20 protein-coding genes are annotated in these 21,635 nt (G+C 65.5%); 14 read left to right on the top strand and 6 right to left on the bottom strand.

The window, feature by feature from the left end:
• Positions 1-346 precede the first annotated feature (346 nt).
• The 8 genes from fliL (at position 347) to nadC (ending at position 5,935) form a co-directional block, all read left to right on the top strand.
• Positions 347-841, top strand: coding sequence for a flagellar basal body-associated protein FliL (fliL, locus tag J8I34_RS15585; RefSeq protein WP_209773661.1), 495 nt, complete (start codon positions 347-349; stop codon positions 839-841).
• Positions 842-1,010: 169 nt separating this feature from the next.
• Complete coding sequence (gene fliM, locus J8I34_RS15580) at positions 1,011-2,030, top strand: flagellar motor switch protein FliM (RefSeq protein WP_029047092.1); 1,020 nt, start codon at positions 1,011-1,013, stop codon at positions 2,028-2,030.
• Complete coding sequence (fliN, locus tag J8I34_RS15575) at positions 2,023-2,469, top strand: flagellar motor switch protein FliN (RefSeq protein ID WP_029047091.1); 447 nt, start codon at positions 2,023-2,025, stop codon at positions 2,467-2,469. The genes fliM and fliN overlap by 8 nt, the downstream gene beginning before the upstream one ends.
• Before the next feature lie 2 nt (positions 2,470-2,471).
• On the top strand, positions 2,472-2,960 hold the full coding sequence (gene fliO, locus J8I34_RS15570; RefSeq protein ID WP_084402431.1) for a flagellar biosynthetic protein FliO: 489 nt from the start codon (positions 2,472-2,474) through the stop codon (positions 2,958-2,960).
• Complete coding sequence (gene fliP / locus J8I34_RS15565; protein ID WP_029047089.1) at positions 2,957-3,778, top strand: flagellar type III secretion system pore protein FliP; 822 nt, start codon at positions 2,957-2,959, stop codon at positions 3,776-3,778. The genes fliO and fliP overlap by 4 nt, the downstream gene beginning before the upstream one ends.
• A gap of 46 nt (positions 3,779-3,824) precedes the next feature.
• The gene (gene fliQ, locus J8I34_RS15560) at positions 3,825-4,094 is read left to right on the top strand and encodes a flagellar biosynthesis protein FliQ (RefSeq protein WP_029047088.1); all 270 of its coding nucleotides are present in this window, start codon (positions 3,825-3,827) and stop codon (positions 4,092-4,094) included.
• A 43-nt stretch (positions 4,095-4,137) separates the two neighbouring features.
• Positions 4,138-4,923, top strand: a complete 786-nt coding sequence (fliR, locus tag J8I34_RS15555) for a flagellar biosynthetic protein FliR (protein WP_029047087.1) — start codon at positions 4,138-4,140, stop codon at positions 4,921-4,923.
• Between the two features lie 178 nt (positions 4,924-5,101).
• Complete coding sequence (gene nadC / locus J8I34_RS15550; RefSeq protein WP_029047086.1) at positions 5,102-5,935, top strand: carboxylating nicotinate-nucleotide diphosphorylase; 834 nt, start codon at positions 5,102-5,104, stop codon at positions 5,933-5,935.
• Positions 5,936-6,046: 111 nt separating this feature from the next.
• Here the strand turns inward: nadC and J8I34_RS15545 are convergent, their stop codons facing one another.
• On the bottom strand, positions 6,047-6,592 hold the full coding sequence (locus J8I34_RS15545) for a MarR family winged helix-turn-helix transcriptional regulator (protein WP_209773652.1): 546 nt from the start codon (positions 6,590-6,592) through the stop codon (positions 6,047-6,049).
• 352 nt (positions 6,593-6,944) lie between these two features.
• Here J8I34_RS15545 and phnN point away from each other — a divergent pair, with 352 nt between their 5' ends.
• Complete coding sequence (gene phnN / locus J8I34_RS15540) at positions 6,945-8,750, top strand: phosphonate metabolism protein/1,5-bisphosphokinase (PRPP-forming) PhnN (RefSeq protein WP_209773651.1); 1,806 nt, start codon at positions 6,945-6,947, stop codon at positions 8,748-8,750.
• Positions 8,751-8,793: 43 nt separating this feature from the next.
• Entirely contained in the window at positions 8,794-9,786 is a 993-nt protein-coding gene (locus J8I34_RS15535; RefSeq protein WP_209773650.1) for a tripartite tricarboxylate transporter substrate binding protein, read from the top strand.
• A gap of 197 nt (positions 9,787-9,983) precedes the next feature.
• Here J8I34_RS15535 and J8I34_RS15530 read toward each other — a convergent pair whose 3' ends face one another.
• The 3 genes from J8I34_RS15530 to J8I34_RS15520 form a co-directional block, all read right to left on the bottom strand.
• Positions 9,984-11,213, bottom strand: coding sequence for an RtcB family protein (locus tag J8I34_RS15530; RefSeq protein WP_209773649.1), 1,230 nt, complete (start codon positions 11,211-11,213; stop codon positions 9,984-9,986).
• Between the two features lie 75 nt (positions 11,214-11,288).
• A complete protein-coding gene (locus J8I34_RS15525) occupies positions 11,289-12,269 on the bottom strand; it encodes a threo-3-hydroxy-L-aspartate ammonia-lyase (RefSeq protein WP_209806382.1) in 981 nt (326 codons plus the stop codon).
• A gap of 100 nt (positions 12,270-12,369) precedes the next feature.
• Positions 12,370-13,380, bottom strand: a complete 1,011-nt coding sequence (locus tag J8I34_RS15520) for an AraC family transcriptional regulator (protein ID WP_245175946.1) — start codon at positions 13,378-13,380, stop codon at positions 12,370-12,372.
• A 265-nt stretch (positions 13,381-13,645) separates the two neighbouring features.
• On the opposite strand from J8I34_RS15520, the gene J8I34_RS15515 reads away from it, so the two are divergent.
• From J8I34_RS15515 to J8I34_RS15500, 4 genes are all read left to right on the top strand, one after another.
• A complete protein-coding gene (locus J8I34_RS15515; RefSeq protein WP_209806381.1) occupies positions 13,646-13,990 on the top strand; it encodes a hypothetical protein in 345 nt (114 codons plus the stop codon).
• Positions 13,980-14,639 (top strand): Dabb family protein, encoded by a 660-nt coding sequence (locus tag J8I34_RS15510; protein WP_209806380.1) that lies wholly within the window; start codon positions 13,980-13,982, stop codon positions 14,637-14,639. Before J8I34_RS15515 ends, J8I34_RS15510 begins: the two co-directional genes overlap by 11 nt.
• A 29-nt stretch (positions 14,640-14,668) precedes the next feature.
• Entirely contained in the window at positions 14,669-15,655 is a 987-nt protein-coding gene (locus J8I34_RS15505) for an NADP-dependent oxidoreductase (protein ID WP_209806379.1), read from the top strand.
• Positions 15,656-15,730: 75 nt separating this feature from the next.
• Positions 15,731-17,110 (top strand): DUF1329 domain-containing protein, encoded by a 1,380-nt coding sequence (locus tag J8I34_RS15500; RefSeq protein WP_209806378.1) that lies wholly within the window; start codon positions 15,731-15,733, stop codon positions 17,108-17,110.
• Between the two features lie 614 nt (positions 17,111-17,724).
• On the opposite strand, the gene J8I34_RS15495 is transcribed toward J8I34_RS15500, so the two are convergent.
• Entirely contained in the window at positions 17,725-19,824 is a 2,100-nt protein-coding gene (locus J8I34_RS15495) for a catalase (protein ID WP_232232384.1), read from the bottom strand.
• 304 nt (positions 19,825-20,128) lie between these two features.
• On the bottom strand, positions 20,129-21,631 hold the full coding sequence (locus J8I34_RS15490; RefSeq protein ID WP_029047074.1) for a tripartite tricarboxylate transporter permease: 1,503 nt from the start codon (positions 21,629-21,631) through the stop codon (positions 20,129-20,131).
• Positions 21,632-21,635 lie beyond the last annotated feature (4 nt).

Genomic DNA, 21,635 nt, shown 5'->3' with positions numbered 1-21,635 from the left:
TGAAAAATAGCGAGCCCTTCAGCCTTGTAGAGGCAAGCTTCGCTTTTTGCGCGGCTAGTACTTCAGCAGCCTGTTAGGGGCGAAACCGGGGCATAGAAACAACTACCAGATGCCCAGCAGCAGCCAATGGCACCCCGACCGCCACCCCCTACCCCCAAACCTCAAGTTCCCCCGCCAACAATCGTTAACCCCCCTGCAGGCGCGCACCACAAAGCGCCCGCTAGCGTAGCCATGCCTGCCCCCTTTCCGCTCAAACGGCCAAGCTGAAAGGGTTTCCCCCTTTTTTTCGGCCCTTTGCTGGCCTGCGATTCCGGAAGAATGGCAGGCATTCCGACACAGGCTTCTCATGGCGAACACGGCTTCCCCTTCCCGGACTGGCAGCAACACAGGCAAGCGCGGTCGGCTGCTGCTGATCGGCGGCGGCGTGCTTGTCCTGTCACTGGGTGCCGGAGGCTTCGTGCTGGGCAGCGTGCTGAGCAACCGCCAGCCGGCGACGCCCGCCGCGGCGGCCGCCCCGGTCATTCCGCCGCCGATCTTCGTGCCGCTGGATGCGTTCACCGTCAACCTGAAGAGCGAGGACGGCGACCGTTTCCTGCATACCGGCCTGTCGCTGAAAGTGGCGGATGCCGAGACGCAGGCGCGCCTGGCGCAGTACCTGCCCGAGGCTCGCAGCCGCATCCTGCTGCTGCTGTCGGCACGCCAGCCCGCGGACCTGGCCACGGTCGAAGGCAAGCGCAAGCTGGCCGATGACATCCGCACCACCATCGCCCAGCCTTTCGCCACCGGCCTGCCGGCCCAGCGCGTGCTGGATGTGTTGTTCACCTCTTTCGTGGTGCAGTAAGCGCCCGCTTGCGCCCCTGCCCCGCCCGCCAACCGATATGAAACCGTCTGCCGCCACAAAGCTCCGCTCTGCCCCCGCATGCCGCCGGGCATGGTGATGCGCGCCTGGCCATGCCGCAACGGTTTCATCCATAACGCCGCATAAAGCCGCACAAGGGGCAGGACACCAGATGGCCTACGACAAGTTCCTCTCGCAAGACGAGGTCGACGAGCTGCTCAAGGGCGTATCCGGCGAGGCCGATACGCCCAAGGCGAGCGAACCGGCGCTGGACGACAGCGGGGTCCGCCCGTACAACCTGGCGACGCAGGAACGCATCATCCGCGGCCGCCTGCACACGCTGGAGATCATCAACGAGCGCTTCGCGCGTTCGCTGCGCTCGGCGCTGTTCAATTTCATCCGCCGCGGCGCGGATATTTCGGTCGGCAGCATCAGGATCGAGAAGTTCGGCGATTTCGCCCGCAACCTGCCGATGCCGACCAACCTGAACCTGGTCCACCTGAAGCCGCTGCGCGGCACGGCGCTGTTCGTCTACGACCCGAACCTGGTGTTCCTGGTGGTGGACAACCTGTTCGGCGGCGACGGCCGCTTCCACACGCGCGTGGAAGGCCGCGACTTCACCCAGACCGAGCAGCGCATCATCCAGCGCATGCTGGAGCTGACGCTGGCCAGCTATGGCAGCGCCTGGCGCACCGTGCATCCGATCGAGACCGAGTACATCCGCTCGGAGATGCACACCAAGTTTGCCAATGTCGCCACGCAGAACGAAGCCGTGGTGACCACCGCCTTCCATATCGAACTGGGCGCCGTCGGCGGGCAGCTCCACGTGTGCCTGCCGTACGCGATGATCGAGCCGCTCAAGGACCTGCTGATGAATCCGCTGCAGGACGAGAAGGAAGTCGACAAGGGCTGGGTCAACCAGCTGTCAAGGCAGCTGCGCGCGGCCGAAGTGGAACTGGTCGCCGAGTTCGCGCACCTGCAGAGCACGGTGGCCGAAGTGCTGGCGCTGCGCGCCGGCGACGTGCTGCCGATCGAGCTGCCGGAGAAGATCTTCGGCAAGGTGGACGGCGTGCCCGTGATGCAGTGCGGTTTCGGCACCATGAATGGCCAGTACGCGCTGCGGGTAGAACGAATGATCAATCACCAGGACGGCGATTCCCACCTGGATACCGAGGACACCGATTATGAGTGACGGCTTCGAGGACAAGCCGGTCGATCCGATGGACGACTGGGCCAGCGCACTGGCGGAGCAGACCAGCGCTACAGCTGCCGAGGTGCCCACTGCGGCCCCTTCGGCCTCCTCCGCGGCCACGCCGGCCGCCGCCACCGTCTTCCAGCCGCTGGCCAAGGAAGCGACCAGCGGCTTCCACAACGATATCGAGATGATCCTCGATATCCCGGTGCAGCTGACGGTGGAGCTCGGCCGCACCAAGGTGCCCATCAAGAACCTGCTGCAGCTGGCGCAGGGTTCGGTGGTCGAACTGGACGGGCTGGCAGGCGAGCCGATGGACGTGCTGGTCAACGGCTACCTGATCGCGCAGGGCGAGGTGGTGGTGGTGAACGACAAGTTCGGCATCCGCCTGACGGACATCATTACGCCGTCCGAACGCATCCGCAAGCTGAACAAATGATCATGCGGAAGTACCCCGCACGCGGTGCTGGCCGCCCCTGGGCCACCGGCGCCAGCCTTGCCACGCTGACCCCGGCGCTCGCACTGGCCGCCGGCGACAAGCCGGCACCGGCCATCAGCGGCGCGGGCAGCCTGGCGCAGGCCGGGCTGGGTCTGTTTGCCGTGATCGCGCTGATCCTCGGCATGGCCTGGCTGGCCCGGCGTGCCGGGCTGGTGCGCCATGCCACCGGCGGCGTGATGAAGGTGGTCGGCAGCACCATGCTGGGCGCGCGCCAGCGGCTGGTGCTGGTGGAAGTCGGCGACACCTGGCTGGTGCTGGGCGTCAGCCCCGGCGAAATCCGCCCGCTGCACAGCATGCCGGCGAACGCCACTGGCAGTACCTCCACCGACCCGCTGACCCCGGCACGCGCCACCGGCATGCCGCAACCGCCGACCGGCGGCACCTTCGCCGAGAAGCTGCTGCGTTCGCTGCAATCCCAGTTCAAGTCATGAATTCCCTGCGTGCCGCATGGCGGCGCCGCTTGCGGCCCGCGCGCCCCCCCGTGGCCGCGCGCCATTGCCCATTGTCGATTGCCTTGGTCCTGACGCTTTTCGCCGCCGTACTGGCATTGGCGCCCGCGTCTGCCTGGGCGCAGCAACTGCCCGGCGTGGTCAGCAAGCCCGCTCCGGGCGGCGGCCAGATCTGGTCGCTGCCGATCCAGACGCTGGTGCTGCTGACCTCGCTGTCGTTCCTGCCGGCGGCGATGCTGATGATGACCGGCTTCACCCGCATCATCATCGTGCTGGGGCTGCTGCGCAACGCGCTGGGCACGGCCACCTCGCCGCCCAACCAGGTGCTGGTGGGCCTGTCGCTGTTCCTGACCTTCTTCGTGATGGCGCCGGTGTTCGACCGCGTCTACAACGACGCCTACAAGCCGCTGTCGGAAAACAGGATCAGCCTGGAAACCGCTGCCGCCAGGGCTGCCGAACCGCTCAAGGCCTTCATGCTGCGCCAGACCCGCGAAAAGGACCTGGCGATGTTCGCGCAGATGGCCAAGGCACCGGAGATGCAGGGCCCGGAAGAGGTGCCGCTGAGCATCCTCGTGCCCGCCTTCGTCACCAGCGAGCTCAAGACCGCGTTCCAGATCGGCTTCACCATCTTTATCCCGTTCCTGATCATCGACCTTGTGGTCGCCAGCGTGCTGATGGCAATGGGCATGATGATGGTGCCGCCGGCCACCATCTCGCTGCCGTTCAAGCTGATGCTGTTCGTGCTGGTGGATGGCTGGCAGCTGCTGCTGGGATCGCTGGCGCAGAGCTTCATGAACTGAGGCCAGTTGCCTCGCCCTTCGCATTCCTATCCGCAGGATCCGAGCCATGACCCCGGAAACCGTAATGACCATCGCCACCCAGGCGATGAAGATGACCCTGCTGCTGGCCGCGCCGCTGCTGCTGGTGGCGCTCGCGGCCGGCCTGGTGGTGAGCCTGTTCCAGGCCGCGACGCAGATCAACGAGATGACGCTGACCTTCATCCCCAAGCTGATCGCGCTGTTTGCCACCATGGTGCTGGCCGGCCCATGGATGATCAACACCATGGTCGACTATATGCGCGAGGTGTTCCAGAGCATTCCCGCGCTGGCGCACTGACGCTCTCCCCTCCTTTCCGCTTTCCGCCTGCCGGCAGACTGCCGTGGTCGAATTCACTTCAGCCCAGCTCTACGGCTGGCTCGCGGCATTCCTGTGGCCGTTCTTCCGCATCCTGGCGCTGATCGGCACCGCGCCGCTGTTCGGTGAATCGACCATCCCGCGGCGCGCCAAGATCGCGCTGTCGGCGATGATCGCGATGGTGGTGTCGCCCACCATCGCGCAGCTGCCGGCGGCGCCGGTGTACTCCTTCGACGGGCTGCTGATCATCCTCAACGAGGTCGGCATCGGCCTGGCCACCGGCTTTGTCATGCGGCTGGTCTTCGCCACCGTGCAGCAGGCAGGCGAAATCATCGGCCTGCAGATGGGCCTGTCGTTCGCCTCCTTCTTCGACCGTGCGGCTGGTGGCCAGACCATGGTGCTGTCGCGTTTCCTCAATATCATCGCGGTGCTGCTGTTCCTGGCGCTGGACGGCCACCTGATGATGCTGGGCGCGCTGGTCGACAGCTTCAACGGATTGCCGATCGGAGGAACGCCGTTGTCGGCGGGTGGTGCCATGGCGGTGGCGCGCGCCGGCGGCATGGTGTTCGCATCGGGGCTGCTGCTGGCACTGCCGATGATCGCCGCGCTGCTGACGCTGAACCTGGCCATGGGCATCCTGAACCGCGCCTCGCCGCAGCTGTCGATCTTCGCGGTGGGCTTCCCGGTGACGCTGTCGGGGGGTTTCCTGGTGCTGATGCTGGTGATGCCGCAGATGGGCACCTACATGCAACACATGATCGAGGCCGGGCTGGAGTCGATCGAAACGGTGCTGGGGCAGTTCGGGCGCTAGCGCGCCCCGACGGCGCGCCGCAGCGCCGAGCAGGCCTTGGTTCCTGCCAGCACGTTGCTGGCATTATCTTAGATGTCGAATATTTCTTGACACGAAGCGGCGAGGCGCTAGTATTACGCTATGCACTTCGATCTCTAAGATTATTGAGGTACCGCAACCACCGCTCAGGAGCCCTTACATGTACGACCTCTTTGCCACCGACAAGCTGATCGACCTCTGGCTGACCGAAGACATCGGCATCTGCGACTTGACTGTCCACACCATGATCGAGCCGGGCGAGACCGGTACCTTCTGCATGAACGCCCGCGAGCCGATGATCATTGCCGGCATCGACGTGGCGGCCCGCATCTTCGCGCGCTACGACCCCACGCTGACAGTCGATGTGCGCGTCGCGGACGGTGACAAGGTCGGCAAAGGCGCGGTGCTGCTGAACGTGAGCGGCAATGCACGCAGCGTGCTGACCGCCGAGCGCACCGCGCTGAACATCATGCAGCGGTTGTGCGGCATCGCCAACCACACGGCCACCTATGCCCAGGCCATTGCGCATACCAAGGCGCGCCTGATCGACAGCCGCAAGACCACGCCCGGGCTGCGCGCACTGGAAAAACATGCCGTGACCTGCGGAGGTGGCCTGAACCACCGGCTGAGCCTGGACAACGGCGTGATGATCAAGGACAACCACATCGCCGTGTGCGGCAGCATCGCAGCCGCGGTGGAACGCGTGCGCCGCAAGCTGCCGGTGCTGACCAAGCTGGAAGTGGAATGCGACCGGCTGGAGCAGGTACACGAGGCACTGGCAGCCGGTGTCGACGTGATCATGCTGGACAACATGTCGGTGCCTGACATGAAGGAAGCCGTACAGATCGTCAATGGCCGGACCAAGGTCGAGGCGTCGGGCGGCATCCGCCTGGAGACGATCCGGCCGGTGGCGGAAACGGGCGTGGACTACATCTCCACAAGCAAGATTACCCAGTCTGCCCCGGCGGTCGATATCGGGCTCGACGAAGCCTGACGCCTGCCAGGCCAGTCTCTCTATAGCGATCCATAGCGATTCACGCCTTCTACCCGAGGCATTCACCCTCGCCGGTCTCGCCCGGCGAGGGCCTTTTCGTTTGCGCAGCCGCTACAGGTCGGAGAGCAACCGCCCCACCTCCTGCGTGGACGGAACCCGCCGGCCATGCTCGGCAGAGGCGACTTCGTCGGCGACCAGCCGCTTGGCGATCGTAATCAGCACGCGGCGCGTGGTCAGCACATCTGTTTCGCTCAGCCCTTCCACGCTGAGTTCGTTCACTTCGGTCGCCAGCGGCTCGAGCTTGCGGCGCAGCGCACGCCCGGTCTTGCTGAGGAACACATGCACCTTCTTCTTGTTGCCGGGAAGATGCGTGCGCTCGACATAGCCCAGCGCTTCCAGCGCCTTGACTGCCGCAAACGTGGTCGGCTCGGTCACGCCGGCCCGCTCGCTCAGCTCGCGCTGCGACAGGCCGTCATGGCGCCACAGGATGCGCAGGATGGTCCAGTGGCCGTATGACACCGAGTGTTCCGCCAGCCGCAGCTGCAGCGCGCGGATATAGGCGCGCGCGGCGTCCTTCACCAGGTGGGCAAGCCGCTCTTCATCGGCTTCATCCGGTGGCGTGATGTTGACCGGAGCTTCCGGCTTCTTTGTGGCCATAGTCGTGACGGAAAGTAAAACGTATGCCTGCAGCCCAAGGCGAGCAGTGCCGGCGACAGCGCACATGATAGCGCCTCCGGCGTGCACACGGCGACGCCGCACGCCGGCGCCACCTCCTCCCATGTAGCGCTCACTCCATCAGTGCACGATGCGCGCAACCAATGCATGAAGCACCGCGAGCGCGCACGCCGCTTACCCGTGTTTTCCCCTACGAGAACGCGAATCCCGCGTACACACTGGTTTTGCGGGAACTGGCCCGTTGTTTGCATTACCTTAGACATCGAACTTATCTTGACACCCCCTTTGCCGGTGCTAGCATTGCCACATAACTTCGACATCTAAGGTATTTGTCATGGACACGACCGGCACATTCTTCTTTGTTGTAGGACCTAGCGGCGCGGGCAAGGATTCGCTGATGGACGGTGCGCGTGCAGCGCTTGATGACAGCTATGTATTTGCGCGACGCGTCATCACCCGACCCGATGGCTCCGTCGGCGAAGCGCACGAGGGTGTCTCGGAGATCGAGTTCGCACGGCGCCAGCGCGGCGGCGAGTTCCTGGTCACCTGGGATGCGCACGATCTGCGCTACGGATTGCCCCAGTCCCTGATGGCGGAGCTGGAACGCGGGCGCAACGTCGTCGCCAATGGCTCGCGTGCCGTCATCGCGGAACTCGCCGGACGATTGCCGCGCTTCGTGGTGGTCCTGGTGACGGCGCCGCATGATGTGCTGGCCCGGCGCATTGCCGCGCGCGGCCGTGAATCGGGCGACCAGGTTGCCCGGCGCGTGGCGCGGACCGGCGCAGAGGTGCCGCCGGATGTCCGATGCATCACGGTGTCGAATGACAGCACACTCGAGGTGGGCATGGCGCGCTTTGTGGAAGCGCTGCGGCATGGCAGCCAGGCAACCGGCAACGGGTCTCCGGCAAGCCGCACCAACCTGATGGCGAAGCTGCGCGGCGAGCCGCTCGACGAAGCTGCCTACGTTAGCATACTGCAGGATGCCATTGCCGGACGGTACACCGAGGCAGAACTGACCGAGTTCCTGGTTGCCGCCACCCGCACGCTGACCGACGACGAAGTCGTGGCACTGGCACGTGCGCGTACGGCATTTACGCCCCGCATCGACTGGGACGAGCCGGTCGTCGTCGACAAGCACTCCATCGGGGGCGTGCCCGGCAGCCGCATCACGCTGATCGTGGTGCCGATTGTCGCGGCGTACGGGCTGGCTATGCCCAAGACATCGTCGCGTGCCATCACCTCCGCCGCCGGCACGGCCGACGCCATGGAGACCGTCGCGCGCGTCGACCTGGCGCACGAGGACGTGCGCCGCTGCGTGGGCCAGGCGCGTGCCTGCATCGCGTGGAACGGCCGCCTGAACCATTCCGTGGTCGACGATGTGATGAACGCGATCACGCGGCCGCTGCGCCTGGATTCCCGCCGCTGGTCCGTTGCGTCGATCCTGTCAAAGAAATACACCGCCGGCGCCACCCACGTCATCGTCGACCTGCCTTATGGCCCGCAAACCAAGCTGGCGACCCGCACAGACGCCGAGACGCTGGGCGCCATGTTCGAGCACGTCGGCAAGGGACTCGGCCTGCACGTGCGCGCTCTGGTCACGGACGGCAGCCGCCCGATCGGCCGCGGCATCGGGCCCGCACTGGAAGTGCGCGACGTCCGGCTGGTGCTCGGCAACGACCCGCAGGCGCCAGCGGACCTGCGGGAGAAAGCACTGCGCTTTGCCGGAGAAATCATCGCATTCGATCCGCGCGTGGGTTCGCCCGACCAAGGCATGCGAATTGCAACCGCCCTGCTGAACGAAGGCAAGGCAAGGCAAGCATTCGATCGCATTGCCGCCGCGCAGGGCGTTCGCCCGGACCCCGTGGCGCCGGGAGCGCATACGCATGTGGTGTGCGCCGCCACGCAGGGCCGCGTGGGGGCCATCGAAGGACTGCAGATCTCCGGCGTCGCGCGCGCCGCCGGGGCTCCGCGCGACGCCGGTGCAGGGGTCGACCTGCTGTGCACGATCGGCGCAAAGGTGGCGCAAGGGCAACCTCTTTACCGTATCCACGCAGGCTGCGATGCGGCACTTGAGGCGGCCGCGGCACTGACGCGCGTCGGCGGCGAGTACAGCGACGCGGTGCGTATAGATCCCGATTGACCGGCTTTTCCCCTTCCTTCACCCTAACCGACGAGGCAAATCAATGAGACCCCTATCCGTCGTCAGCAGCCTGGCATCGCTGCTCTTTGTCGCAGGCAGCCTGGCAACCATGCCAGCACGCGCCGAAGCGAACATAGCAAGTACCTTCCCGCAGAAGCCCATCCGCATGGTGGTGACGTTCCCGGCCGGAGGAGGGACCGATTCGCTGGCGCGGCTGATCGGAACCGAAATCAGCAAATCATTGGGGCAGCCGGTGGTGGTCGACAACCGCCCCGGCGCCAGCGGCAATATCGGTGCCGAGTTCGTCGCCAAGAGCCCGGCCGACGGCTACACGCTGCTGATCGTCAACAGCAGCTTTGCCATCAACCCGAGTGTCTTCAAGAAGCTCCAGTTCAATCCAAAGTCCGATTTCAGCGCGGTAATCACCTTCGCTTCGGTGCCATCGGTGATCGCCGTGCCCTCGCATTCGAAGATCCGCAACTTCAGCGACCTGATGGCGGCTGGCAAGAGCGGCACCCCTCCCAGCTACGCGTCCTGCGGCAACGGCACGCCGCAACACCTGGCTGGCGAACTGCTGAAGGTCTCGGCGAAGATGGACATGCTCCATGTGCCGTACAAGGGTTGCGCCCCCGCCATCGCTGACGTGCTGGGGAACCAGGCCGATGTCAGCGTCAATACGCTTACCAACACCATCCCCTACCTGAAGAGCAACAAGCTGCGCGCGCTGGCCGTCACGTCAAAGGCGCGCTCGCCGTTCCTGCCGGACGTACCGACCGTGAGCGAGCTGGGCGTGGCCGGTTATGACGTCGACCAGTGGTTCGGCATCCTCGCGCCGGCAAACACGCCGCCCGAGATCGTGCAAAAGCTCAACGCGGAAATCGCCAGGGCCGTCGCCAAGCCCGAGATCAAGGCTTCGCTGACGCAACTCGGCTTTGCCACGACCACCAGCACCCCCGCCGAATTCCAGAAGCTGGTGAACTCCGACATCGATCGCTGGCAGAAATTCGCGACAAAGATCAATCTGCTCGTCGACTGACCGCCCGGGGCACCGGCCGGGCTACAGCAGCCAGATCCCCTCACCTTCCCGCATTTCATCGTTGCCGCACGGGCGCAAGCCGACCCCGTGAGAGCGCGTTCGTCCCTATGCCCTCAATCCGCCGGGCAGGCAGGCCGCGTGCGGCTGTCAGGAAAACCGGCCGCGATAGCGGCCGGCCCATCCAGGATCACCTGCACTTATCCCTTTACGCACACCACCTGCCGCAGCGTATGCACCACCTCGACCAGGTCCGACTGCGCCGCCATCACCGCATCGATGTCCTTGTACGCCATCGGGATCTCGTCGATCACCGCGGCGTCCTTGCGGCATTCCACCCCTTCGGTGGCGTGCTTCTGGTCGGCCACGGTGAAGCGGCGCTTGGCTTCGGTGCGGCTCATGGTGCGGCCCGCGCCGTGGCTGCATGAGCAGAACGATTCCGGATTGCCTTTGCCGCGCACGATGAAAGAGCGCGCGCCCATCGAGCCGGGGATGATGCCCAGCTCGCCAGCGCGCGCACTGACCGCGCCCTTTCGTGTCACCAGCACTTCCTTGCCGAAGTGATGTTCCTTCTGCACATAGTTGTGGTGGCAGTTGACGGCTTCAAGCCGTGCCTGGAACGGCTTGCGCAGCACGCGCTGCGCCGCGGCCAGCACCGCCTCCATCATCAGCTCGCGGTTGCGGCGCGCGAATGCCTGCGCCCACGACACCGCGAAGACATAGTCTTCATAGTGCTGCGAGCCTTCGACAAGGTAGGCCAGGTCGCGATCCGGCAGGTTGGCCAGGTGGCGCCGCATGTCCTGCTGGGCCAGCGTGATGAAGGTGGTGCCGATGGCATTGCCCACCCCGCGCGAGCCGGAGTGCAGCATGAACCAGACCGCTTGCGACTCGTCCAGGCAGACCTCGATAAAGTGGTTGCCGGTGCCGAGCGTGCCCAGGTGGTTGCGGTGGTTGGTGCGCGCCAGTTGCGGGTATTTTTCGGTAATGCGGTGGAAATCCGCTGCCATGCCCGCCCAGACGGCGTCGACGTGCGTGGGCACAGACCCCCAGGCGCCCTCGTCGCGGCGCCCGCCCTGCGCGGTGCGGCCGTGCGGCACCGCGTGCTCGATCGCACTGCGCAGCGGGCCGAGGTTGTCCGGCAGGTCCGAGGCGGTCAGCGAGGTCTTTACCGCCATCATGCCGCAGCCGATATCCACGCCTACCGCGGCCGGGATCACCGCGCCCACGGTGGGGATCACCGAGCCGATGGTCGAGCCCTTGCCGAGGTGCACGTCCGGCATCACCGCCAGGTGGCGGAAGATAAACGGCATCTGCGCGGTATTGACCAGCTGCTGGCGCGCGGCGTCTTCCACGGGGACGCCGCGGGTCCACATCTTTACCGGCTTGCCGGCGCCGGTCTCGATAACGTCATAGTGCTGCCTGGCCGTCATGGTCTGTCCTGCTTTGGCATTGCGCTGCAGGTTAGACGGCCGGCTGCCGGAGGGATTCCGGAGAACGCCAGGCGGTCACTGCTCAGCCTGAGGGCCCTGCAGAAAGCCGGCGAAGCTGCCCAGGTCAACATTGCCGCCGGAGACGATGATGCCCACGCGCTTGCCCCGCACATCGAGCTTGCCGTGCAGCACGGCGGCGGCGGCCAGGCAGCCGGTGGGCTCGACCACGATCTTCATGCGGCCAGCGAAGAATTTCATCGTCTCGACCAGTTCGGCGTCCGAAACGGTCACAATATCGGTCACCCGTTCGCGGATCACGGCAAAGGTGTACTGGCCGAGGAAGGGGGTCTGGGCGCCGTCGGCAATGGTGCGCGGCGTGTCGATGCGGACGATCTCGCCGCTGCGCAGGCTGCGCTGGCCGTCGTTGCCGGCTTCGGGCTCGACGCCGTAGACCGCGCAGCCGGGCGACATGGCATGCGCCGCCACGGCACAGCCCGAGAGCAGCCCGCCGCCTCCCAGGCACACCGCCAGCACGTCCAGCGGGCCGGTTTCCTCCAGCAGCTCCTTGGCCGCGGTGCCCTGCCCGGCCATCACGTGCGGATGGTCGTACGGCGGAATCAGCGTCATGCCGCGCTCGGCGGCAATGCGCCGGCCCAGGGCCTCGCGGTCCTCGGTGTAGCGGTCGTACAGCACCACCTCGGCGCCATAGCCGCGCGTGGCCTCGATCTTGATCGCCGGCGCGTCCTGCGGCATCACGATCACCGCCTGCACGCCCAGCAGCCGGGCCGACAGCGCAATTGCCTGCGCGTGGTTGCCGGAGGAGAACGCCAGCACCCCGCCGGCCTTCTGCTGCGGCGTGAACTGGGCGATGGCGTTATAGGCGCCGCGGAACTTGAAGGCGCCGATGCGCTGGAAATTTTCGCACTTGAAGAACAGCTGCGCGCCGGTGGCCGCGTCCGCGGTCGAGGAAGTCAGCACGGGCGTGCGGTGGGCCGCGGCGCGGATAAGCTCGTGGGCGGCGGCGATGTCTTCGAAGGAAATCGGCAGGTCGGGCATGGCGGTGACGGTGTCGGTGGCGGTGGCGGTGGAAAGGGACGTGGAACAGGCAAGTCTACCCGTCCCGGTCCCCCGCTGCATCTGCCGCCCGCGTTTTGCCTCACCCTCTGCTTTCCCGCCTGAACCGCGTCGGCGCATGCCCGGTCCAGCGCTGAAACGCCCGGCGAAACGCTTCCTCACTGGCAAAGCCAAGCTGCTCCGCGATCCTGCCGATCGACCAGTTGGTCGTACACAGGCATTGTTCGGCGTACTCCTGCAGGTTGTGCTCGCGCAGTAGCCGGTAACTGCTGCCGTCGGCAGCGAGGCGGCGGCGCAGCGTGGGTTCACTCACATCAAAGCGTTCGGCCAACTCAGTCAATGTTGGCAGCCGCGCCCCATGTACCAGCGCCGCATGCAGGATGCCGCGCACCTGCTGGCTCAGTGATACGACCTCGACTGGCGCCCCGATCAGCCGGTAAGGAAAATCTTCCAGAAAGGCATCGAGTTCCGCCGCCTGGCGCACAACCGGCCGGTCGAGCAATGCCTCATCGAATTCAAACCCGTAGGTCTGAGCGCCGGACGTCACAACGGCATGGAACAAGCCAAGGAAAGGCATGGCGTCCTCACGCCGGGGATGCGCCAGGTAGACGTGGGTCGGACGTACCGGCTGGCCAATCAGCCAGCCGAACAAGAGCATGTAGAAGAAGAGCCCTGTCAGGTCCACCAGACAAGCCGCAGAACTCTTTGCGCGCCGCAGTGAGTCCATGCGGAACACCGCCTGGCCTGCGCTTTGCCCCAGGCTGAGCGCCCCGGCGCGCGGATACAGCATCGCGCAGAAGTCCGCAGCGCAGCGGATCGCCTCCCTTAGCGTCCGGCTGCTCAACACACAACGGCACAGCAAGTCCACTTCCTGCTTGCGCATTGGAGGGTGGCCATTGCCTTTTGCGACCAGGGCTTCCAGCTGCTCGATCGCGGCGCGATAGAGCGCGGTGAACTGCGCGGGCGGCGCCTGCCCGGATGCGCCGGCGGCAGGAGGCACCTCGACGCCCTGCCGCTTCAGTTCGTCTAGCAGGCGCTGCACCATGCCATGCGGAACTGGTACGGGATTCCCGGGTATGTAGGAGGCATTCATGGGCGCTCGTCCTGATTGCTTCGGTAGCGGTTGTTGATCATCCGGGTAGGGATCCCGTGCGGCCGGGCCTCACATAATCATCCAGGCACTTCCACCCACGCAAAAAGATGCGCGCGGCCCGGGCCATGGAGGTTGCCACGCCATGAACGCCTTGCCCATACGGGACAACCCACGGGACACCCATGACCGCGCATTCCGCCCGCAAATCTCCGGCGCCGATCTCGCAGCCTTGCTGCACCCTGCCTGATCCGCGCGAGACACAGCCATGATCCACATACTCGATGAAATCGTGCTCGCGCCCGAGCACCTGCCCACTGTGCTGACCCAGCTGGAAAGCCAATACCTGCCCGGCAGCGCCACGAGGGGCCTGGTGCTGCTGCAGCGCTGGGTTTCTCCGCCCGTGGCGATAGAAGATGCGCCCGATACGTTATGGCTGCTGTGGCAGGTGGCGGATGCGCCAGCCTACTACGCCATGCGCGCCGGCATCGATGCTCCGGCCCTCGCCTTCTGGTCAATCGTCAACACGCTGTGTGATACCCGCCGGCGCCACGTAATGGCCGATGCGGCATGTGGCCTGTCCCGGCACAAGGAGTATTGCGATGCGGCTTGAGACAGCCCAGATACGGATTCACACCAACCTCTGCACCGGGAAGAGCACACAGGAGCAAGCACTGCTTGCCAGGATCGAATCCCTGCCAGGCCTGCGCCAGGTTGCGATTGGCCGGAACCTGGCGGGAAGCTGGGGGGCCGGGGACTACACGCTCGACCTGCGATTCGACCCGGCGCCATCCGGCTCGACCGGTCACGACGACGGCCTGGCTGCCGCGCTGGAGGGCGTGGCACAAGTAGACCGCGTCGCCTATAGCCCGATCTCGGACGGGCTGCGGGCACCTCAGCTGCGCCAGGGGATCTGGCGCACGCTGATGTTTCGAGTCCGGCCCGAAGCACCCGAGTGCCAGGTCCGCAGCCTTGAGCAGGATCTGCTGCGCATGCCTGAGTACATGCCCGGCATCCTCAACTGGCGGCTCGCCCGCGTCCTGTCGCCCGGCACATGGACCCACGTCTGGCAGCAAGAGTTCGCCAGCGCAGAGGATCTCCTGGGCGAATACCTGATGCACCCCTTCCATTGGGGCCACGTCGACCGATGGTTCGATCCCGAGTTTCCCGAATGGACAGTCCAGGCGATATCCCATGCTTTCTGTCCACTCGCAACCAGCCTGATTGCCAACCACAACCGTAGAGAGGAATACGCGCCATGAACGGACACGGGAAACCGATGGAGAAGAACATGCGCGCTGTCGTCATCGACCGCACCGGCGGGCCGGATGCACTCAGGCTTGCGGACGTCCCGACGCCGGAACCCGCTGCCGGCGAAATCCTGATCCGCGTAGCCTGCGCGGGTGTGAACCCCGCGGACTGGAAATGCCGTGAAGGCTATCTGAGTCGCTTCATGCCATACCGCTTCCCGTTCGTGATCGGCTTCGATGCCAGTGGCGTCGTGGCAGCCGTGGGGGCTGGCGTGAAGGACTTCGTCCCGGGCCAGCGCGTGTTCATGCAAACGGAGGTTGGCGCAGGCAAATGGGGTTCCTATGCCGAGTACGTTGCGGTCTCGCAGGATTGCGTGGTGCCGATACCCGACAACCTGGGATTTGCTGAAGCCGCCGCCGTCCCGACGCCGGCGCTGGCGGCCTGGACGGGACTCTTCGACGAAGGCGGCCTCAAGCCGGGCCAGACGGTGCTGGTGCATGGTGGCGCCGGGGCGGTTGGCACGTTTGCTGTGCAACTGGCAACGGCAGCCGGCGCTTCCGTTGCCGCCACTTGCAGCGCAGCACGCCAGGATGAACTGATGGCGCTCGGCTGCGACAGGGCCATTGACTACCGTTCCAGCGACATCGCTGGCTCCCTGGCGGCATGGGCGCCGGCTGGCGTCGACGTGGTCCTGGACTGCGTTGGCTGCGGCACCCTGCCGAACGGCATCGACCTGCTCAGGCCCGGCGGCATCCTTGTCGCCATCCTGACCCTAGTCAATGGCGACAACGGCCCGGATTCCGCCGAAGCCACGCGGCGGGGCATGCGCACCGCCGTGGCGTACAGCAAGATGCCCGGCGGCGCGCGGCTGCGCGAGATCGCCTCGCTGATCGCAAGCGAGCGCGTGCGACCGCCTCGCATCGCGTGCCTGCCGCTGGAACAGGCCGGACGCGCGCTCGACCTGGTCCAGTCGGGCAAGGCGCCAGGCAAGCTGGTGCTGCGCATCGCCGAGCTGAGCAATGCCTGATCGCAGGCGGTGCAACGCCAGCCTGTCAGCCCGATGGTGCACGACCATCACACCATGGAAACCGGAGGAGAGACAATGAAGACCAAGGCCTTGCTGTGCACGATAGCCGGTGCGGTGCTAGCCGCCTCACAGCTGAACATACCGTCCTTTGCCGCGATGACGCCTGACGAAGTCAGGCGCCTGGACGGCCCGCTCACGCCAATGGGCGCCGAACGTTCCGCCAACAAGGACGGCAGCATCCCCGCGTGGAGCGGAAGATGGCAGTCGGCGCCCGCGGGCCTGACTTTCCGGCCGGGCGACGCCTATCCTGATCCCTATGCGTCGGAACAACCGCTCGCAACGATCACGGCGCAGAACGTGGAGCAGTACCGTGCCCACCTGAGCGACGGCCAGCTCGCCATGTTCAAGCTGTACCCGACGACATTCAAGATGGCGATCTATCCCAGCCATCGCGACTTCCGCTACGGCGATGGCGTCTACCAGGCGATCCAGCACCACGCCCCCAGAACGCAGCTGACGACGGACGCGAACGGCCTCAAGGACTATCCGCCTACCGCGCCGTTTCCTGTCCCCAAGAGTGGGCTGGAGCTGATGTGGAATCTTCGCTTCTCTTCCGCCATTGCCGAAGAGTCAGCCGTCTACGACCAGGCAGTTGTGTATCGCGACGGCAAGATCGCATGGGGCAAGTGGAAATATGACATCTGGTCACCGGTCAACGGCACCGCGTTTGAGAAAGGCTCGCCGCTGGTCAACCGTACCTTCGCTCGCGTGGAAACCGAACTGCCCTTGCGCGAACGCGGCAATATCATTGTTTCCCACAACTTTTGGGATCGTGAAGGCTCGGATACGGCGAGAACCTGGCAATACAATCCCGGTACCCGTCGCGTGCGGCAGGCCCCCGAGTTCGGCTTCGACCAGCCGTTGGGGCCGGGAGGCTTCCGTACGGTGGACGACGATCGCCTGTTCAATGGCTCTGGCGAACGTTACGACTGGAAGATTGTCGGCAAGCGGGAAATCTATATCCCCTACCACAACTACAAGCTGGTCGATCCCGGCGTCAGGTACGCCGAGCTGCTGGGCCCGAACCATGCGGCCCCTGAACTGATCCGCTACGAACTGCACCGCGTCTGGGTACTCGAAGCCAGACTGAAGCAAGGCTTCCGGCATCAGTATGCGAAGCGTCTCCTGTACCTGGACGAAGACACCTGGATGGCAGTCCTTGCCGACAACTACGATGCCCGCGGCCAGCTATGGCGAACCAATATGCAATCGTCGCTTTACGCCTACGATGCGCGGCGCTACTACCCGGCGGTGGCGTTCTACCATGACCTCACTGCGGGCTCCTATCTGGCGGACCGGCTCACCAATGAAGGGAAGCCGGTACGCCTGAACAGCAGTCCGCAGTTTGGCGAAGCGCATTTTTCCCCGGATTCGATCCGGGGGTCGGGGCATTGACTGCCAGACTGCTATTGCTGACGCACCTGACTAAGCCGGCTCAAGAGGCCTGCATAGGTGCGTTAGCCGGTGATCGGCGGAAACACGTACCACGCGCCATTGCGGTGACGGAAGAAGGCAATGGACAGGCGCCGCGTGGTTCGGGTCGACTCCACACACACGACACACCCCTTATGGTTCGCAAGGTGCCTGAAGCAGGCGACCCGGGCCGGGCTGGCGTTGGTAGGCGACAACCACTTTTCTACCAACGCGTGTAGCGAATTAGCTGTCCTGCGCATCGTGTCACTCCTTCCGAGGCACGCCTCACTGGTAACGCACGCTGCATTCGGCACGTCCTTGATTTCAAGGTTAGTTGCGCAACATCGCCAACGCCTTCAGTCAGGGACAACAATACGCATCAGGATGCACTGAATCGTCCGTAGGAAATGCCTGACAAGGGGTGCCAAAGCACCGATCCGGCACTTCGGAGCGGCACGGAGACTGCCGCCCCGGCCCGATCAGCGCACGGTCCTGGCAACGCTTCCAACGTGCCGAGCGGAGTTGCCATGATCGCCAGCGCGCCAATACAACGCCGGCGCGCGACGGCCGGCGTTGTATTGCAGTCCCGCCCGGCGTTACGCCAGCATCCGCACCAACGGCTCCCGGTCCCACTGCCGCGTCTTGGCCACCGCGATAAAGCGCGCCGTATCGCTGGCCGGCACCACCCCGTTGTCGGGCTTTAGGTTGGCCTGCGCCAGCAGCGCTTCGCCGCCGCCATCGGCCGCGATGGCCTTCAGGTGCGCGTAGGCAAAGCAAACGAAGTCCAGCGCCGCACTTTCCTGCGCCAGCTGGGCCGCGCCGTCGGCAGACAGTATCACCGCCACCGCATCGAACATCACAGAAGGGGTACCGGCAAGCTGGCCGTCCGCGGCCAGCCTGGTGCCGTCGGCCAGCACCGCGCCGCCAACCCTGGGCGCGACAATCTTGACCGTGGCGCCGGCGGCGATGGCTGCCTGCCGGATGGCCTCGACGGTGGCGCCATCGGAGCCATCGGCAACCAGGATGCCGACCTCGCGCCCCTCCAGCGTGTCCTTCATGCGGCCGATGATCTGCAGTGCCGGCGACGGCGGCAGATCCTGCACCGGTGCGGCGGCGGGCAGCGGATCGGGCAACTGGTCCAGCGCCAGGCCATCGGCGACGCGCCGGCCCAATCCGTCGTCGATATTGCGCAGGTGCGCCACCATGCGCTCGCGCACGTGCACATGCTCGACCTTGGACAATTCGAACACCAGCGCAGAGGCGATATGCGCCTGCTCTGCGCGGGTCTGGCTGCGGAAGAACATGCGCGCCTGGCTGTAGTGGTCGGCAAAGCTCTCGGCGCGGATGCGGCCCTTGTCGCCCTGCTCGGGCGCGCGCGCGCTGGGGAAGCCCAGGTCGGGCGCCTCGCGCGGGGATGCGTCGTCGAGCGAGCTGGGATCGTAGGCCACGCGTCCGCGCGGCACCTCCATCTGCATATGGCCATCGCGCTGGTGGTGGGCGAACGGGCACTTGGGCGCGTTGACCGGGATCTGGTGGAAGTTCGGCGAGCCCAGCCGCAGCAACTGCGTGTCGAGGTAAGAGAACAGCCGCCCCTGCAGCAGCGGGTCGTTGGAGAAGTCCACCCCCGGCACGATGTTGGCCGGGCAGAACGCCACCTGCTCGGTCTCGGCAAAGAAGTTGTCGGGCCAGCGGTCGAGCACCATGCGGCCGATGATCTTCAGCGGCACCGTCTCTTCCGGGATGATCTTGGTGGGATCCAGGTGATCGAACGGGAATTTCGCCGCGTCGTCCTCGGTGAACAGCTGCACGCCGAGCTCCCATTCCGGAAAGTTGCCCGACTGGATCGCGTTGAAGAGGTCGCGGCGATGGAAGTCGGGATCGGCGCCGGCGATCTTGACCGCCTCGTCCCACACCGTCGACTGCAGCCCCAGCTTGGGCCGCCAGTGGAACTTGACGAAGGTGGAGTTGCCTTGCGCATCGAGCAGCCTGAAGCTGTGCACCCCGAAGCCTTCGATCATGCGCAGCGAGCGCGGGATGGTGCGGTCCGACATGATCCACATCACCATGTGCATCGACTCGGGCGTAAGCGAGATGAAATCCCAGAAGGTGTCGTGCGCGCTGGCAGATTGCGGGAAGCCGCGGTCCGGCTCCATCTTGACCGAGTGGACCACGTCGGGGAATTTCATTGCGTCCTGGATAAAGAACACCGGGATGTTGTTCCCGACCAGGTCCCAGTTGCCTTCCTTGGTATAGAACTTGACCGCGAAGCCGCGCACGTCACGCGGCGTGTCGACCGAACCGGCGCCGCCGGCCACGGTGGAGAAGCGGGTGAAGACCGGCGTCTTCTCCCCGACTTCGGTGAGCATCCGGGCAGTGGTGTAAGGCGCAAGCGACTCGGTCAGCTCGAAGTAGCCATGCGCGGCCGAACCGCGTGCATGGACGATCCGTTCCGGGATGCGCTCATGGTCGAAGTGTGTAATTTTTTCCCGCAGGATGAAATCTTCGAGCAAGGTGGGGCCGCGCGGATTTGCCCTGAGCGAGTTCTGGTTGTCCGGGACCGGAATGCCTTGCGCGGTGGTCAGCGGCGGATGGCTGCCGCCGGCGGTCTGGTGCAGTTCGCCGCCGGTGCCGCGCCGGGCGTCGCCGTAGCCCGCCGGCGTGCCTGCTGCCGGCTGGCCTGCAGCGTTGTTTGCCATGGGCTTTGCCTGTTTGTCGGCCATATCGATCTCCTTGCGCTGGTAGTTGGAGGACGGGAGGAATGGGAACCTTCGCGATCGGGGCTTGCTATCGGCCAGATAGTTGATATCTATTGAGTGCCTTACGCCGATAACAGGGCCATCCAACTGCCAGCAATTGCCGGGCCTGCCGATATGGAACGCCTGGCTGCAAACCCAAGGACGCCGAATGTGCTTCGCGTCAGCCTTCTTAACTGGCAAAAAAAAACCGGCACGGGAGGCGCAATGCCCGCGTGCCGGCGTGAGGAAGGGCTGGACCGTTGTCCTACTCCTCCTGAAAAGCCTCCTCCCGCTTCGCCTTGATCGACGGCAGCGCCACCACGGCCACCAGCGCCGCGGCGGCCACCAGCAAGCCCAGCGACAGCGGGCGTGTGGTGAACACCGAGAAGTCCCCTCGCGACAGCAGCAAGGTACGGCGGAAGTTCTCCTCCATCATCGGCCCAAGCACGAAGCCCAGCAGCAGCGGCGCGGGTTCGCAACGCAGCTTGTGGAAGATGTAGCCGATCAGGCCGCACGCGGCCGCGGCGAAGACATCAAAGACCGTGTTGTTGACCGAATAGACGCCAATGCAGCAGAACGTCAGGATGGCCGGGTACAGGAAGCGATACGGCACGGTCAGCAGCTTGACCCAGATGCCGATCAGCGGCAGGTTCAGCACCACCAGCATCAGGTTGCCGATCCACATCGAGGCGATCAGGCCCCAGAACAGCGCCGGGTTGCTGGTCATGACCTGCGGCCCCGGCTGGATGTTGTGGATCGTCATCGCGCCCACCATCAGCGCCATCACCGCGTTGGGCGGGATGCCCAGCGTCAGCAGCGGAATGAACGAGGTCTGCGCCGCGGCATTGTTGGCCGATTCCGGACCGGCCACGCCTTCGATCGCGCCCTTGCCGAATTCATGCGGATGCTTCGACGTCTTCTTCTCCAGCGAATAAGCGGCGAAGGATGCCAGCGACGCGCCGCCGCCCGGCAGGATGCCCAGCGACGAGCCCAGCACGGTGCCGCGCAGCACTGCCGGGATCATGCGCCTGAAGTCTTCCTTGTTCGGAAACAGGCCGGTGACGCGGTCGGTAAAGGTCTCGCGGTGCTCCCTTTGCTCCAGGTTGGCGATGATCTCGGCAAACCCGAACAGGCCCATCGCGAGCGCGGTGATGCTGATGCCATCGGTCAGTTCCGGCACGTCGAACGAGAAGCGCGCCGCGCCCGAGTTCACGTCGGTGCCAACCAGGCCCAGCAGCAGCCCCAGCACGATCATCGCCACCGCCTTGACCAGCGAGCCCGACGCCAGCACCACGGCGCCAATCAGCCCGAGCACCATCAGCGAGAAATACTCGGCGGGACCGAACTTGAAGGCCAGCTCCGACAGCGGCGTGGCGAACGCGGCCAGGATCAGCGTGGCCACGCTGCCCGCGAAGAACGAGCCGATGCCCGCGGTGGCAAGCGCCACGCCGGCCCGCCCGCGCCGCGCCATCTGGTAGCCGTCGAGCGTGGTCACCACCGCCGAGGACTCGCCCGGCAGGTTGACCAGGATGGCGGTGGTCGAGCCGCCATACTGCGCGCCGTAGTAGATGCCGGCCAGCATGATCAGCGCGGCCACCGGCGGCAGCGTGTAGGTGATCGGCAGCAGCATGGCGATGGTGGCCAGCGGCCCCAGCCCCGGCAGCACGCCGATCAGCGTGCCCAGCACGCAGCCGAGGAAGGCATAGGCAAGGTTCTGCAGCGACAGCGCGGTAGAGAACCCGAGTGCGAGATGACTGAGAAGTTCCATCGGG

The sequence above is a fragment of the Cupriavidus phytohabitans genome, from assembly GCF_017815025.1.
Classification (GTDB): domain Bacteria; phylum Pseudomonadota; class Gammaproteobacteria; order Burkholderiales; family Burkholderiaceae; genus Cupriavidus.
This window is presented reverse-complemented; position numbering and strand designations above follow the sequence as displayed.

Excerpts from the sequence above, each read along its gene's own strand:
- fliL (WP_209773661.1), top strand. The coding sequence starts at position 347 with ATGGCGAACACGGCTTCCCCTTCCCGGACTGGCAGCAACACAGGCAAG.
- fliM (WP_029047092.1), top strand. The coding sequence starts at position 1,011 with ATGGCCTACGACAAGTTCCTCTCGCAAGACGAGGTCGACGAGCTGCTC.
- fliN (WP_029047091.1), top strand. The coding sequence starts at position 2,023 with ATGAGTGACGGCTTCGAGGACAAGCCGGTCGATCCGATGGACGACTGG.
- fliO (WP_084402431.1), top strand. The coding sequence starts at position 2,472 with ATGCGGAAGTACCCCGCACGCGGTGCTGGCCGCCCCTGGGCCACCGGC.
- fliP (WP_029047089.1), top strand. The coding sequence starts at position 2,957 with ATGAATTCCCTGCGTGCCGCATGGCGGCGCCGCTTGCGGCCCGCGCGC.
- fliQ (WP_029047088.1), top strand. The coding sequence starts at position 3,825 with ATGACCCCGGAAACCGTAATGACCATCGCCACCCAGGCGATGAAGATG.
- nadC (WP_029047086.1), top strand. The coding sequence starts at position 5,102 with ATGTACGACCTCTTTGCCACCGACAAGCTGATCGACCTCTGGCTGACC.
- J8I34_RS15545 (WP_209773652.1), bottom strand. The coding sequence starts at position 6,592 with ATGGCCACAAAGAAGCCGGAAGCTCCGGTCAACATCACGCCACCGGAT.
- phnN (WP_209773651.1), top strand. The coding sequence starts at position 6,945 with ATGGACACGACCGGCACATTCTTCTTTGTTGTAGGACCTAGCGGCGCG.
- J8I34_RS15535 (WP_209773650.1), top strand. The coding sequence starts at position 8,794 with ATGAGACCCCTATCCGTCGTCAGCAGCCTGGCATCGCTGCTCTTTGTC.
- J8I34_RS15530 (WP_209773649.1), bottom strand. The coding sequence starts at position 11,213 with ATGACGGCCAGGCAGCACTATGACGTTATCGAGACCGGCGCCGGCAAG.
- J8I34_RS15525 (WP_209806382.1), bottom strand. The coding sequence starts at position 12,269 with ATGCCCGACCTGCCGATTTCCTTCGAAGACATCGCCGCCGCCCACGAG.
- J8I34_RS15520 (WP_245175946.1), bottom strand. The coding sequence starts at position 13,380 with ATGAATGCCTCCTACATACCCGGGAATCCCGTACCAGTTCCGCATGGC.
- J8I34_RS15515 (WP_209806381.1), top strand. The coding sequence starts at position 13,646 with ATGATCCACATACTCGATGAAATCGTGCTCGCGCCCGAGCACCTGCCC.
- J8I34_RS15510 (WP_209806380.1), top strand. The coding sequence starts at position 13,980 with ATGCGGCTTGAGACAGCCCAGATACGGATTCACACCAACCTCTGCACC.
- J8I34_RS15505 (WP_209806379.1), top strand. The coding sequence starts at position 14,669 with ATGCGCGCTGTCGTCATCGACCGCACCGGCGGGCCGGATGCACTCAGG.
- J8I34_RS15500 (WP_209806378.1), top strand. The coding sequence starts at position 15,731 with ATGAAGACCAAGGCCTTGCTGTGCACGATAGCCGGTGCGGTGCTAGCC.
- J8I34_RS15495 (WP_232232384.1), bottom strand. The coding sequence starts at position 19,824 with ATGGCAAACAACGCTGCAGGCCAGCCGGCAGCAGGCACGCCGGCGGGC.
- J8I34_RS15490 (WP_029047074.1), bottom strand. The coding sequence starts at position 21,631 with ATGGAACTTCTCAGTCATCTCGCACTCGGGTTCTCTACCGCGCTGTCG.